General features: G+C 64.2%; 10 protein-coding genes. 7 read left to right on the top strand and 3 right to left on the bottom strand.

Features of this window, described 5'->3' with window-relative positions:
* Positions 1–40 precede the first annotated feature (40 nt).
* The gene (locus IVA95_RS11100; protein ID WP_247510511.1) at positions 41–3,448 is read right to left on the bottom strand and encodes a hypothetical protein; all 3,408 of its coding nucleotides are present in this window, start codon (positions 3,446–3,448) and stop codon (positions 41–43) included.
* A gap of 190 nt (positions 3,449–3,638) precedes the next feature.
* Positions 3,639–4,235, bottom strand: coding sequence for a PadR family transcriptional regulator (locus tag IVA95_RS11095; RefSeq protein WP_247510510.1), 597 nt, complete (start codon positions 4,233–4,235; stop codon positions 3,639–3,641).
* A gap of 125 nt (positions 4,236–4,360) precedes the next feature.
* On the opposite strand from IVA95_RS11095, the gene IVA95_RS11090 reads away from it, so the two are divergent.
* From IVA95_RS11090 to IVA95_RS11075, 4 genes are all read left to right on the top strand, one after another.
* On the top strand, positions 4,361–4,747 hold the full coding sequence (locus IVA95_RS11090; protein WP_247510509.1) for a nuclear transport factor 2 family protein: 387 nt from the start codon (positions 4,361–4,363) through the stop codon (positions 4,745–4,747).
* 179 nt (positions 4,748–4,926) lie between these two features.
* Positions 4,927–6,717, top strand: a complete 1,791-nt coding sequence (locus IVA95_RS11085; protein WP_247510508.1) for an acyl-CoA dehydrogenase C-terminal domain-containing protein — start codon at positions 4,927–4,929, stop codon at positions 6,715–6,717.
* 62 nt (positions 6,718–6,779) lie between these two features.
* Positions 6,780–7,988, top strand: coding sequence for an acetyl-CoA C-acetyltransferase (locus IVA95_RS11080; protein ID WP_247510507.1), 1,209 nt, complete (start codon positions 6,780–6,782; stop codon positions 7,986–7,988).
* A 151-nt stretch (positions 7,989–8,139) separates the two neighbouring features.
* The gene (locus IVA95_RS11075; RefSeq protein WP_247510506.1) at positions 8,140–10,353 is read left to right on the top strand and encodes an FAD-dependent oxidoreductase; all 2,214 of its coding nucleotides are present in this window, start codon (positions 8,140–8,142) and stop codon (positions 10,351–10,353) included.
* Between the two features lie 158 nt (positions 10,354–10,511).
* Here IVA95_RS11075 and gstA read toward each other — a convergent pair whose 3' ends face one another.
* Positions 10,512–11,126, bottom strand: a complete 615-nt coding sequence (gene gstA, locus IVA95_RS11070) for a glutathione transferase GstA (protein WP_247510505.1) — start codon at positions 11,124–11,126, stop codon at positions 10,512–10,514.
* A gap of 122 nt (positions 11,127–11,248) precedes the next feature.
* On the opposite strand from gstA, the gene IVA95_RS11065 reads away from it, so the two are divergent.
* From IVA95_RS11065 to IVA95_RS11055, 3 genes are all read left to right on the top strand, one after another.
* Entirely contained in the window at positions 11,249–11,737 is a 489-nt protein-coding gene (locus IVA95_RS11065; protein ID WP_065731894.1) for a MarR family winged helix-turn-helix transcriptional regulator, read from the top strand.
* Between the two features lie 96 nt (positions 11,738–11,833).
* Complete coding sequence (locus IVA95_RS11060) at positions 11,834–13,204, top strand: glutamate--cysteine ligase (protein WP_247510504.1); 1,371 nt, start codon at positions 11,834–11,836, stop codon at positions 13,202–13,204.
* A gap of 227 nt (positions 13,205–13,431) precedes the next feature.
* Positions 13,432–13,956, top strand: a complete 525-nt coding sequence (locus tag IVA95_RS11055; protein WP_346657994.1) for a PAN domain-containing protein — start codon at positions 13,432–13,434, stop codon at positions 13,954–13,956.
* Positions 13,957–14,082: the final 126 nt, after the last annotated feature.

Genomic DNA, 14,082 nt, shown 5'->3' with positions numbered 1-14,082 from the left:
TTGTGGCCGAGGATATGGCGGCAATGCCGGCGGTAAGCGCTTAGTGAACGGCGGCGGTGCGCTTGGTCGCAGCCGGTTTGGCGGCGGGCTTGCCGGTAGCAGGTGCGGGGGCCGAATCCCAGCCGCCGACAGGTGACGCGACGTTTACGGCCTCGTCGGGTTGCGGCTCGACGGTGAAGGTCTGGATCGCAAGCTTGGCCGCTGCCAGTGACTGGGCGTCGAGGCGCTTGGCAATATCGTCGCGCTTGCGGCCGGCATCCGCATCGCCCTGGGCGGCTGCGAGGCTGAACCATTTGAAGGATTCGGCGAGGTTCTGTTCGACGCCGATGCCGCGGGCATAGAGAATGCCGAGGTTGAACTGGCTGTCGGCGACGCCGCGATCGGCGGCTTTGCGGAACCAGATCGACGCGCTCTTGTAGTTGGCACCCTTGCCACCGCCATCGGCGTCGAGCACGGCCAGATTGTGCATCGCCTTGGCGCTGCCGCGCTCGGCCGCCTGCAGGTAGTAACGCCGCGCGATATCCAGGTCCTTTTTCACGCTCATGCCCTTCTCGTAGAAGGTGCCGAGCCGGAACAATGCCGGCACCACGCCGGCCTGCGCCGCGCGGTCGTACCATTTGGCGGCCTCATCAAGGTTCGGGGCGACGCCCTTGCCTTCGGCAAAGCGCACACCGACCTCGTAAGCGGCGGTCGGGTCGCCCTTCAGCGCGGCGGCGCGCAGCACGGGGCCGCCGATGCCGTCGGGCAACCGCTCGCTCGGCGGCACCGCGATCATCGCAAGCTTGACGCCGCCGGTGGCCGGCATCGACTGGATCGCGCCGGTAATGTCGCTGGATGTCGCCGGAGACGTCGTGGCGTGAGGCGGAGTTGCGACCCGCGCGCTGTCCAGCGTGTTCGGTGCGGAGGAGTTGTTCGATTGCTTCTCGACCGGCGTCGGCGAGATCATCGAGGGCGCCTGCGGCGCGGGGATTGCGGGCGCGGGCCTGGCGCTGCTCTCCGAGGGTGCGGGGGCCTGCGCCGGTGGGACCGGCTCGCTGGACTGCTCCATCAGCGGCAGTTGCAGCACGCTGCCGGTATCCAGCAGCGTCATCGCCATCTTGAAGGTGCCGAGCACAATCACGACCACGCTCGCGCCGACCAGCAGCGAGCGGATCTTGGAGGAAATATTCGACGCGTTCTTGTCGTCCGCCTTGGCCTTGTTGCCGCTCTTGTCCTTGAGCACGGCCTTCGCAGCCGAACGTCCGGCTTTCTCGGGCGGAGGCGCGGCGGCGGCCGCCTGCGCGGCGCGGCGCGCGGCGGCAATGAAGCTCGACGAACTGACCGGCTCCTTGGGGGCGGAAGCAATCTCGCTGATCGCGTTTTCGGAAGCGGCGATCCGCTCCGACGGCGACGACATGCGTGCCGGCGGCCGCGTACCCGGCTCGAGCGGATGATCCGGCGGCAATTCCGGCGCGATCGCGGTGCGCGGCGCTGATGCATGCGGCTCCAGGATTTCGCTGATCGCCCGCGGCGGCAATGGCGGCACAACCGGCGCGGCCGTTTGCACGGCGTGGAATTCGCGCGGGGCAGCGTCGAAATGTCCTTGAGGATGTTCTTGCAGCGCAGCGGGATTCGGCAATTCCGGCTTCGGCGCCGCTAAAGGCTGCATCAAGGGTGGCGGCGAGGGCTGTGCCAAGGGCGGCGTAAAGGCCTGCGGCGGCGGCGCCGCGCGCGGGGTCTCGTCGCGTCCCTCTAGCGACGCCTGGGCGCCCTGGGGCGCGGCCGGCGTACCGCGAACCCCGCGCAGATCACCTTCGATCATCGACAGGCGATCGACTACATGGCCGAGCGTGTTGTGAACGGTCTCCAGCGAGTCCTGCGTGCGGCGATCGGTTTCCGACTGGCTGAAGCGGATGTCGGATAATTCGCGCTTGACCAGATCGACGATGCCGGCGTCCATCGGCTGCGATGCACCGGCGGAATTGCGGTTGGAATCGGCGAGTGCGACCAGGCTGGCGTGCTGACGTTCGAGAGAACGCAGAATGTCGTGCAGGCCTTCCTCGACCCGTCCGAGATCGATGGCCGGAGCTGCGGAACGATCGTTAGAGGCTTCCAGGCGCTCCAAGAGATACGAGACGCGCTGTTCGAGATGGGCTAACGCCGACGCATTGTCGTTGCCGACCGGAATGCGGTCTAGCCGCTCCGACAGCGAGCGCAGCGCGTTTTCGACATATTCCGAATTCTCGCTTGCGGCCGGCGGCTGCCGGGATTCCAGCGTCGAGGTCAGCGCGGCGAGGCGCTGCTCGAGAATGCCGAAGGCATCGCTGTTGCCGTCAAAGCGGGAAAGCTGGTCGACCTTGGCCGACAGCGTGTGGATATCGTCGGCGAGGCGGGCCAGCGCGTCGTTGGAGGCGACGTTGGACACAATTCCGCGCAGCGCCGCAATCGCGCTTTCGAGCTGCTGCACCGTCGACGGATCGTCGTTGGAGCGCAGGATCAGGTCGAGCTTGGCGCCGAGGTTGCGGATCGCCTCGTCGTAGCCGGTAAGCTGCTCGGCCGGTGTCAGCGAGCGCAACGCTTCGCGGATTTCACCGAGCGCGCTCTCGATGTTGGCCAGCATCTGGCCGTCGGTGCCGTTGTGGCGGCTGTCGTCGATGCGGCGCGACAGCGAGCGGATTTCGCTCTCGAGCGATTCGATCTCCCGGCGCGGGACCGCCTCGGTGATGGCCTGACGGATTTCGGCAAGCTCGCTGCGGAACGCCGCAATCGACTGCTCGATATGATCGGGGCGCTGCAGCGCCTCGATCTGGCTCGTGATCTTGATCAGGTGCCGTTCGAGCGAAGAAAAGTCCGGTCCCGCAGGCGCGGGCTGCGTTGTGGGCTGCCCGGAATGGTGCTGGGCGGCCGAGGCCGTCGGCGCGGCATTGCGCGGCGGCATCTGGCGCGGCGGCGGAGTGTCGAGTTCGTTCTGGCGCGCGACGATTTCGGCGATCGCAAAATCCATCGAGGCCGGGCTGAGTGGCGGCGCGGGGCGATAGACCTGGGCCGCGGCACGCTCGACCAAATCGGTCTGACGCTGCCTTTCCTGCATCTGGGCCTGACGCGCCGGCAGGGGATTCGAAATCTGCGACAGCCGCGCGTCGAGGCGCGAAATGGCGTCGTTGAGCTGGCGGGCCACCGTCGGCTCGCCATGAGCGGCTTCGCCGCGGGCTGCAGGCCGCGAAATCTGCTCGATCTGCTTTGTGATCGAATCCAGCCGCTGGTGAATGTCGGCCACATCGGGGATCTGCCGGCTCGGCATCGCCGGCCGCTGACCGGAAGGTGCGCCGAAACTGGGCGGGGCCGGCTCGCCGATGGTGGAATTCAGCCAGTCGTTCAACGACATGCCGGCGCGGCGCGCAGCCGCCTCGGCCCTATCGCGGACCGATGGATCGATGCCGTCAACACTCCACGATACGCGCGAATTCATGCTCTCGTCCGGTTCCGCTACGGCGCCCCACCCGCGCCATCAGCCTCCCCGCGCGTCCCACTGAGGAGACAATCGTATTTCTGCGCGGGTCGCCTGCCTCGGAACTGACTTTTTCGCGTTACGGTAAAGAAGGGGTTAAGGAATGGGACGGACTGCCCCAAAAGTTACCAGGCGGCCAAATCGGCTGGCGTCAGGCGTTGTTTTCGCGCTTGTTCTCGTCGATGGGCACGACGTTACTCCGCTCCGTGCCTGGAGATAGGGCCGACAACGCATCGATCGCCTCTTCGCACCATTCCGCTACGGCGCGCTCGTGGGCGAGGCCGATGCGAAGTCCGAGCAATTTGCCGACATCCGCCGGCGGCGCCGTGCCGTCAGGGAATCGCTTGTTGAGCAGGCGCTCGTAGCGGGCAAAGCGGTCGCGGTGATGTTCCAGCCGCGCCATCAGATCGGTGCGCAGCGGTTCGATGTCGACGCTATCGAGCGCATAGAGCCGCACCAAGAGGTCGTCCTTGATCGAAGCCGGCACGCTCGGCCGCGCAGCCCAATGCCGGAGCGCGGCGCGCCCCTCCGGCGTGAGGGTATAGACCAGCTTGTTCGGCTTACCGGACTGCACCACCTCGCGGCCCTGGATATGGCCGCGGTCGCGAAGTTTGGTGAGCTCTCGATAAATCTGCTGGTGGTCTGCCTTCCAGAAGAATCCAATAGAGTTGTCGAACGTCTTGGCGAGCTCATAGCCCGTCATCGGACGTTCGGTCAGGCAGGCAAGGATCGCGTCACCAAGCGCCAAGACGCCCGCCTCCGGCTTTCATTGTGATTTGACTTTATGCATAAAGTTGCATATGCGTCAACGCGCATAAGCTCCGGAGAGTTCATTCCCGGCGCCAGCCCGTCATCGACCGCATAGGAGACATGATGACCATGAGCGGCCTCGACAAGTGGTACGGCTACATGAAGTCCCATGACAAGGCGGCGCTATGGGATCTGTTGCACCCGGACGCGGTGTTCGAAAGCCCTGTTGTCCACACGCCGCAGCGTGGGCGTGACATCACCTTCAAATATTTGGCGAGCGCCGAGAAGGTGCTGGGCGGCCCCGGCTTCAAGTACACAGGCGAATGGCGCAGCGAGAGCGGCGCGGTCCTCGAATTCGAAAACGAGATCGAGGGTATCAAGATCAACGGCGTCGACATCATCACGTTCAGCGATGACGGTAAGATCACGCACTTCAAGGTGATGGTGCGTCCGCTGAAAGCAATCAATCTGCTGCACCGCTTGATGGGGGAGCAACTCGCCAAGCAGTGAGGTGAGGAAGCAAAGGCTGCGACCTCCGGCTCGACTTATGTCGCAATGGTTGTCCGGATATTTCGCTTGCCCACTCACTCCCTAGGACTGCCGGAACGCGGTAAGGTCTCGTTCCGGAACGCCACAACGAATTTCATTCAAACGCCTTCGCCGCCCTTTGCCCCTGCCGGGAGAACATCATGCCGATCTACAAAGCCCCCGTGGAAGACGTCACCTTCCTGCTCAACGACGTGTTCCAGATCGATCGCTACGACAATCTGCCCGGATTCACCGATGCCTCCGCCGATGTGCGCGAGGCCATTTTGGGCGAGGCCGCAAAACTTTCCGAAGAGGTGCTGCAGCCGCTGAATCGCGTCGGCGATCTCGAAGGCTGCAAGCGGCATGATGATGGCTCGGTGACGACGCCGAAGGGGTTCAAGGAAGCCTTCAAGCAGGTGGCCGAGGGCGGCTGGCTCGGTTTGTCGGCGCCGGCAGAATATGGCGGGCAGGGGCTGCCGGTGACGCTGAGCCAGGTCGTCACCGAATTCCAGAGCGCGGCCAACATGGCGTTCTCGATGTATGGCGGCCTGACCATGGGCGCGACGGCTGCGCTTCTGGTGCACGGCAAGCCCGAACAAAAGAAGATGTTCGTGCCGAAGATGGTGGCGGGCGAGTGGACCGGCACCATGAACCTTACCGAGCCGCAATGCGGCACCGACCTAGGCTTGTTGCGCACCAAGGCGCTAAAGCAGGCCGACGGCAGCTACAGGATCACAGGCACCAAGATCTTCATCTCGTCCGGCGAGCATGACCTCGCCGAGAACATCATCCATCTGGTGCTGGCGCGCATCGAAGGTGCGCCCGCCGGCATCAAGGGCGTGTCGCTGTTCGTGGTGCCGAAAATCCTCGTCAATGCCGACGGTTCGCTGGGGCAGCGCAACGGCGTGTCCTGCGGCTCGATCGAGCACAAGATGGGCATTCACGGCAATTCCACCTGCGTGATGAATTACGACAACGCCACCGGCTGGCTGATCGGCGAAGAGAACAAGGGCATGCAGGGCATGTTCGTGATGATGAACGAGGCCCGCCTCGGCGTCGCCGTGCAGGGTCTGGCGCAGTCCGAAGTCGCCTATCAAAACGCCGTCGCCTATGCGCGCGAGCGCCTGCAGGGCCGCTCGCTCACCGGCCCCAAGGAGCCCGAGAAGCCGGCCGACCCGATCATCGTGCATCCGGATGTTCGCCGCGTGCTGCTCACTATCCGCGCCTTCAACGAGGCGGCCCGCGCCATGGTGGTGTGGACCGCGCTGAAGAGCGACGTCGCCCACCGCTCCTCCGATCCGAAGGATCGAGAGGCCGCCGACGACCATATGGGCCTGATGACCCCGGTCATGAAGGGCGTGATGACCGACGTCGGCTTCTCCAACGCGGTGCTGGCGCAGCAGATGTATGGCGGCCACGGCTATATCGCGGAGCACGGCATGGAGCAGTTCGTGCGCGATGCGCGCATCGCCATGCTCTACGAGGGCGCCAACGGCATCCAGGCGCTCGATCTCGTCGGCCGCAAGCTGCCGCGGAATGGCGGCCGCGCCGTGATGGCGTTCTTTGCCGAAGTCGCTGGCTTTGCCAAGGAGCATGGCGGCGACGAAGCGATGAAGCCGTTCGTGGCGCCGCTCTCGACCGCGCTCGGCCATCTGCAGCAGGCCACCGGCTGGCTGATGCAGAACGCGATGACCAAGCCCGACAACGCCGGCGCCGCCGCCACCGATTACATGCAATTGTTCGGCCTCGTCGCCTTCGGCTACATGTGGGCGCGGATGGCGAAGGTGGCGCAGGACAAGATTGCGGCTGATGGCGCCACGCCCTATCTGACGACCAAGCTGGTGACCGGCCGCTTCTTCATGGAGCGGATGTTGCCGGAAACCCACGTTCATCTGGCGCGCATCCAGTCCGGCTGCGCGACCACCATGGAATTGGCGGCGGAAGCGTTCTGATTTTTCGCCGTTTCCGTCTCGATCTGCCTATAATATTATGATCCTCATACCAGGAGGGCGTCATGCCTGAGGCATATATCTACGATCACGTTCGCACCCCGCGCGGCCGCGGCAAGCCCGATGGCGCGCTCCACGAGGTCACGGCGCTGGCGCTCGCCACCGTGCCGCTGCAGGCGCTGAAGGAGCGCAACAACCTCGCTGAAGATGTCGTCGATGACGTCATCCTCGGCGTGGTCGATCCGGTCGGCGAGGCCGGATCCGACATCGCGCGCTTCGCGGCGCTGAAGGCCGGCCTCGGCGAAAGCGTCCCCGGCGTGCAGATCAGCCGGTTCTGCGCCTCCGGCCTCGACGCCGTGAATTTTGCCGCCGCCCAGATCATGGCCGGCCAGCATGAACTCGTGATCGGCGGCGGCGCCGAATCGATGAGCCGCGTCGGCATTGGCGCCTCCGGCGGCGCCTGGCCGATGGATCCCTCGATGGCGGTGCCGTCCTATTTCATGCCGCAGGGCGTCTCGGCCGATCTGATCGCCACCAAATACGGTTTTTCGCGCGACGACGTCGACGCCTATGCCGTGCAGAGCCAGCAGCGCGCCGCCAAAGCCTGGGACGAGGGGCGTTTCAATAAATCGGTGGTGCCGGTCAAGGACGTTAACGGCCTGACGATCCTTGCCAAGGACGAGCACATGCGCCCGACCACGACCATGCAGTCGCTGGCGCAATTGCAGCCGTCGTTCACCGTCGTCGCGCAGATGGGCGGGTTCGATGCGGTCGCGATCCAGTCGCACCCGGAAATTGAGCGTGTCAACTACGTGCACCACGCCGGCAACTCTTCCGGCATCGTCGATGGTGCCGGCGCGGTTTTGCTCGGCAGCAAGGAAGCGGGCGCCAAGCACGGCCTGAGGCCGCGCGCAAAAATCCGTGCCTTCGCCAATATCGGTTCGGAGCCCGCGATGATGCTGACCGGTCCAGTCGACGTCACCGAAAAGCTGTTCGAGCGTTCCGGCATGAAGAAGTCGGACATCGACCTGTTCGAACTCAACGAGGCCTTTGCTTCCGTCGTGCTGCGCTACATGCAGGCGTTCGAGATCGACAATTCGAAGATCAACGTCAATGGCGGCGCGATCGCGCTCGGCCATCCGTTAGGGGCAACGGGCGCCATGATCCTCGGCACCGTGCTGGATGAGCTCGAGCGCACCAACAAGTCCACCGCGCTGGTGACGCTGTGCATCGGCGGCGGCATGGGGACTGCGACCATTGTTGAAAGAGTCTGAGCGCGTAGGGTGGGCAAAGGCGCTCTTGCGCCGTGCCCACCTTCACGCACTCCGCGAGCAATGGTGGGCACGCTTCGCTTTGCCCACCGTACGAGATCCAGACACAACCGCCGCGCCTGATATCGGCTGCCGGCACCGAGGGAGCAACGACATGGCCTTCAACAATTTCAAGCTAGAGACCGACGCCGATGGCATTGCGCTCGTCACCTGGGACATTCCGGGACGTTCGATGAACGTGCTCGATGAAACCTCGACCACCGAGCTCGAGGAGATCCTGAAACAGACCACGGCGGACGCCGCGGTAAAGGGCGTCGTCATTACTTCGAGCAAGGAAGCGTTCTGCGCCGGCGCTGACCTTTCGATGCTCGAGGGCATGAACAAGGAATACGCAAAGGTCTTCAAGGAAAAGGGCGAGGTCGCCGCCAACGAGATGCTGTTCGACCAGAGCCGGCGCTTCTCGCTGGTGCTGCGCGGCATCGAAACCTGCGGCAAGCCATGGGCGGCCGCGATCAACGGGCTGGCGCTCGGCGGCGGCTTTGAGGTGACGCTGTCTTGCCACTATCGCGTTGCGGCCGAAAATCCCAAGACCCGGCTCGGCCTGCCGGAAGTGAAGGTCGGCCTGTTTCCCGGTGCCGGCGGCACCCAGCGCGTGCCGCGTCTGGTGCCGCCGCAGGACGCCATGACGATCCTGCTCAAGGGCGATCCGGTCACCGTTGAGAAGGCCAAGTCGCTGAACCTGATCCACGCCATCGTGCCGGCTTCCGACCTGATCAAGGCGGCGAAGGACTGGATCAAGGGCGGCGGCAAGGCGGTCGCGCCGTGGGACGAGAAGGGTTTCAAGCTGCCGGGCGGACCGGTGTTCTCCAAGGCCGGCATGATGATGTTCCCGGCCGGCAACGCCATCTACCGCCGCGAGACCTACGACAATTATCCGGCGGCGCGCGCCATCATGAGCTGCGTCTATGAGGGTCTGCAGTTGCCAATCGATGCCGCGCTGCGCGTCGAGTCGCGTTACTTCACGCAAGTGCTGCGTTCGAAGGAAGCCGCCGCGATGATCCGCAGCCTGTTCCTATCAATGCAGGAGCTCAACAAGGGTGCGCGGCGGCCGCAAAACGTGCCGCCGACGAAAGTGAAGAAGATTGCGGTGATCGGCGCCGGCTTCATGGGCGCCAGCATCGGCTACGTCTCGGCGCGCGCGGGCCTCGACGTCGTGTTGATCGACCGCGACCAGGAAAGCGCCGACAAGGGCAAAGCCCATGCGCAGAAGGTGATCGAGGAGCAGATCGCCAAGGGCCGCGCCAAGGCAGGCGACCGCGACGCGCTGCTGGCGCGCATCACGCCATCAGCGGATTACGCTGCCCTGGGGGATTGCGACCTCGTCATCGAGGCGGTGTTCGAGGACCGCAAAGTCAAGGCGGAGACCTTTGCCAAGGCGCAGCAGTATCTCAAGCCTGACGCGATCTTCGCCTCGAACACTTCGACGCTGCCGATCACGTCGCTGGCCGAAAACTTCAAGGACCAGGGCAAGTTCATCGGCATCCATTTCTTCTCGCCGGTCGAGAAGATGATGCTGGTCGAAATCATCCTCGGCAAGAACACCGGCGATGTCGCGCTCGCCGCCGCGCTCGACTATGTGCGGGTGATCGGCAAGACGCCGATCGTCGTGAATGATGCCCGCGGCTTCTACGCCAACCGCTGCGTCGGCCGTTACATCGCCGAAGGCAACGAGATGTTCCTCGAAGGCGTGCCGCCGGCGATGATCGAGAACTGCGCCAAGATGGCCGGCATGCCGGTCGGCCCGCTGTCGCTATCGGATGAAGTAGCCCTCGACCTCGGCCTGAAGGTCATCAAGGCGACCGAGGCCGATCTCGGCCCCAACGCCATCAACCCCGATCAGAAGAAGCTGATGGTGGAGCTGGTCGAGAAGCAGGGCCGCCTGGGGCGCAAGAACGCCAAGGGCTTTTACGATTATCCTGAGAAGGGCAAGGGTCAGAAGAGCCTGTGGCCGGGATTATCCGCGCTGCAGCCCAAGCAGCTCGACCCCGATACGATCGATATCGAGGAGTTGAAGCAGCGCTTCCTGGTGGTGCAGGCGGTCGAGGCCGCGCGCACGGTGGAGGACCACGTCATCACCGACCCGCGCGAGGCCGATGTCGGCTCGATCCTGGGCTTCGGCTTTGCGCCGTTCACGGGCGGCACGCTGTCTTATATCGACTTCATGGGTACGCGGAAGTTTGTCGAGCTCTGCCACAAGCTGGAGGCCAAATACGGCTCGCGCTTCACCCCGCCGAAGCTCCTCGAAGATATGGCGGCGAGCGGCGAGACCTTCTACGGCCGCTTCCCGCCGAAGAAGCAGGCGGCGTAAGCTTTGTAGGTTGTAGCCCGGATGGAGCGAAGCGAAATCCGGGGATCTCGCCACTTGCTGCACTTTCCCGGATTGCGCTGCGCTCCATCCGGGCTACGCAACGACAAAGGGCCGGATCATCGATTCGGCCCCTTGCCGCATTCACTATTCGCAAGAACTCACGCCGCCTTCAGCAGCCCTTCCTTGGCCATCGCCTCCTGCACCTTCGGACGGGCGCCGACACGGGCCTTGTAGGCCAGAAGGTTCGGCATGTCGGAAAGATCGAACTTCAAGCGGTCGGTCGCCCACATCAGCATGGTGAATAGGTAGCCGTCGGCCACGGTGAACTGCTTGCCCATCAGGTAGTCGCGCCCGGCCAGCGCCGTTTCCAGGTACTTGAACTTGCCCATGGCGCGGTCCTTGAAAAACGCCTTGGCGTCATCGGCCAGCACCGGCGAGAACATCGGTCCGAGATTCTTGTGCAACTCGGTCGTGATATAGTTCAGCCATTCCAGCAGCTTGTAGCGCTCGTCCGAATCGCGGGGCGGCGCCAGATTCTTGCCCGCCTTGTCGGCGATCATCTGGACGATGATCGGGCCTTCGGTCACCAGTTCGCCCGAATCAAGCGCCAGCGCCGGCACCTGGCCCTTCGGGTTGACCTTCAAAAAGTCGTCACCATTCTCCAGCTTCTTGGCGCGCAGATCGACCTTGACCAGGTCGTACGGCAGACCGGCCTCGAGAAGCGCGATATGGGGGGACAGCGAGCAGGCGCCCGGGGAATAATACAGTTTCATTGGCTTTTTCCTTCCCTCGACATTATTGGCGGACTGACTAAATGCATCTGCATGGAATAGTCAAGATTGATGCAGCTGCATTTAGTGCGATACACTGATCCTTGACAGATACGGACCGGACCATGAAACGCAAACCATCGACCGAGGCGACTGCCGCCTGGATCCGCCTGATGCGGGTGCAGAGCCGGGTGCTCGATGCCGTCGAACAGGATTTGAAGAAAGCGGGCTTTCCGCCGCTGGCCTGGTATGACGCGCTATTGGAACTGTCGCGCGCCCCGTCCGGCGAGATGCGCCCGGTGGAGCTGGAAAAGCAGATGCTGATCCCGCAATATTCCACCTCGCGGCTGATCGACCGCCTAGTGGACGAAGGCCTGGCGGCGCGGCGCGAATGCAAGATCGACAAGCGCGGCCAGTTCGTGGAGATCACCGAAGCCGGGCGCGAGCTGCAGAAGAAGATGTGGGGGGCCTATTCGGCGGCGATCGAAAAGCACGTCGGCTCCAAACTGTCCGATGCCGACGCCTTGAAGCTCTGCGGTCTGCTCGACCGGCTGGGCTGCTCCTGCTCCGACGTCAAGGCGGCCGCTGCCCGCGACGGCGTGCCGGCGCGATGACGTCTTTGATACGTTTCGTTGGTGCGGACGACGCCGTCCGCACCCCCTCAGCCACACGGCGCGTTCGGTCGAATCGCCAGATATCCGGATTTTTTCATGGCGCGTGACCAGATCGATATGACGCCGCTGCAATCGCGTGACGAACTCGTCGCGTGGGTCGAGGCCGGCATCAAGCCGCCGTCCGAGTTCCGCATCGGCACCGAGCATGAGAAGACTCCGTTCACGCTGGAGGGCCGCCAGCCCGTGCCGTATGAAGGTGCGCGCGGCATCGGCGCGCTGCTCGAAGGCATGCAGCTTTTGCTCGGCTGGGAGCCGATCATGGAGCACGGCAACATCATCGGGCTGTATGACGTCACCGGGGGCGGCGCCATCTCGCTGGAGCCGGGCGGGCAGTTCGAATTGTCGGGCGCCCCGGTCGAGAACGTGCACCAGACCCAGTCCGAGCTGATGGCGCACCTGGCGCAGGTCCGCGAGATCGCGACGCCCTTGGGCATCGGCTTTCTCGGACTTGGCATGACACCGTCCTGGTCGCGGTCGCAGATCCCGGTGATGCCCAAGGGCCGCTACAAGATCATGACCAACTACATGCCGAAGGTCGGCCAGTACGGCATCGATATGATGTACCGGACCTGCACGGTGCAGACCAATCTCGACTTCTCCTCCGAAGCCGACATGGTCAAGAAGCTACGGGTGTCGCTGGCGCTGCAGCCGGTGGCGACCGCTTTGTTCGCCAATTCGCCGTTCACCGAGGGCAAGCCCAACGGCTTCCTGTCGTTTCGCTCCGAGATCTGGCGCGACACCGACAATGCGCGATCGGGCATGTTGCCGTGGGTATTCGAGGACGGCATGGGCTTCGAGCGCTGGGTCGACTACGCGCTCGACGTGCCCATGTACTTCGTCAAGCGCGGCGAGACCTATATTGATGTCGCCGGATCGTCGTTCCGCGCCTTCTTCGAGGGCCGCAACAATTCGTTGCCCGGCGAGCGTCCGACCCTGTCGGACTGGGCCAATCATCTGTCGACGATCTTCCCGGAAGTCCGCCTGAAACGTTATCTGGAAATGCGTGGCGCCGATGGCGTACCTTGGGGCCGCCTGCCGGCGCTGCCGGCGTTCTGGGTCGGCCTGTTGTACGACAATGGCAGCCTCGACGCGGCCTGGGATCTGGTCAGCCACTGGACCGCCGCGGAGCGTCAGGCGTTGCGTGACGATGTCCCGCGCTTCGGCTTCAAGGCCAGGATCAAGGACCGCTATCTGTTCGAGATCGCGAAGGAATGCCTGAAGCTGTCGCATGCGGGCTTGCGGCGGCGCAACCGCGTCGACCATTCCGGCCGCGACGAGAGCCGCCACCTCGAACCGCTGGAGCGCATCCTCGAAGCGGGCCGCACGCCGGCGGAAGAGATGCTGGATAAATTCAATGGCGACTGGGGCGGTTCCGTGGAGCCCGTCTATCAGGAATACGCGTTCTGATTAAATGGGTTGCCTGGTCTTCGGCCGTTCATCCGCCGTACAGGTTGATGGCGCTCAAATGACGGCCGATCCAGCATGATCCGAACGACCGCCTGCCGGTCTTTCGAAAAATCATGCTGAATCAAGGGGCTGGGGGCGGACGACTTTTCGAGGAAAGTCATCCCGCGCTGGCAACGCGCATTCGAAAGCAACCGCAGATGGAGACTGGTCGCCTGCTCAGCGCGTGTATGGTGGCGCTCGCCTTCTTGGCGGCGGCCATATGCGCGCGCCCGGCGCTGGCGCAGGCCAAATTCGACCGTCCCGGCGGCGATTATCTCAGCGCGCCCGTGATCTCGGGCGATCCGGCGGAATGTGCGCTGGTATGCGAGCGCGACCGGCGCTGCCGCGCCTGGAGCTTCAACTATCCGACTGATCTCGCCAACGGTGCGGTGTGCTGGCTCAAGAGCAACGTGCCGCCGCGGATACAGAGCGATTGCTGCGTCTCCGGCGTACGCGGCGCCGGCGTGGTTGAACGGCGCAACGAGGCCGTCGAAACCTCGATCGACCGCTTCGGCGGCGACTACAAGAGTTTTGATCTCAAGAGCAGCGACGGCGAAGACGCCTGCAAGGCCGCCTGTTCCGCCGACAACAAGTGCCGCGCCTGGACCTATGCCCGGCCGGGTTATGCCGGCAAGGAAGCGCACTGCTTCCTGAAGAAGGACATCAAACCGCCGCGCCGCAAGGCGGGGTTTACCTCGGGCGTAGTGCGGTAGGGGCGGCACCAGCATAAGAACCGTAGAATGGGGTAACGGGCCGGCCGATCGAGCCGCACGCTCGCTACGGCGCGATTTGAGAGCGCGCTCGCGTGCGGCTTTGCTGGGAGGCGGTCGTCCCTCAAA

It is taken from the genome of Bradyrhizobium sp. 157, assembly GCF_023073815.1.
Taxonomy (GTDB): domain Bacteria; phylum Pseudomonadota; class Alphaproteobacteria; order Rhizobiales; family Xanthobacteraceae; genus Bradyrhizobium.
This window is presented reverse-complemented; position numbering and strand designations above follow the sequence as displayed.

Excerpts from the sequence above, each read along its gene's own strand:
- IVA95_RS11080 (WP_247510507.1), top strand. The coding sequence starts at position 6,780 with ATGCCTGAGGCATATATCTACGATCACGTTCGCACCCCGCGCGGCCGC.
- IVA95_RS11100 (WP_247510511.1), bottom strand. The coding sequence starts at position 3,448 with ATGAATTCGCGCGTATCGTGGAGTGTTGACGGCATCGATCCATCGGTC.
- IVA95_RS11055 (WP_346657994.1), top strand. The coding sequence starts at position 13,432 with ATGGTGGCGCTCGCCTTCTTGGCGGCGGCCATATGCGCGCGCCCGGCG.
- IVA95_RS11085 (WP_247510508.1), top strand. The coding sequence starts at position 4,927 with ATGCCGATCTACAAAGCCCCCGTGGAAGACGTCACCTTCCTGCTCAAC.
- IVA95_RS11075 (WP_247510506.1), top strand. The coding sequence starts at position 8,140 with ATGGCCTTCAACAATTTCAAGCTAGAGACCGACGCCGATGGCATTGCG.
- IVA95_RS11060 (WP_247510504.1), top strand. The coding sequence starts at position 11,834 with ATGGCGCGTGACCAGATCGATATGACGCCGCTGCAATCGCGTGACGAA.
- IVA95_RS11065 (WP_065731894.1), top strand. The coding sequence starts at position 11,249 with ATGAAACGCAAACCATCGACCGAGGCGACTGCCGCCTGGATCCGCCTG.
- IVA95_RS11090 (WP_247510509.1), top strand. The coding sequence starts at position 4,361 with ATGACCATGAGCGGCCTCGACAAGTGGTACGGCTACATGAAGTCCCAT.
- gstA (WP_247510505.1), bottom strand. The coding sequence starts at position 11,126 with ATGAAACTGTATTATTCCCCGGGCGCCTGCTCGCTGTCCCCCCATATC.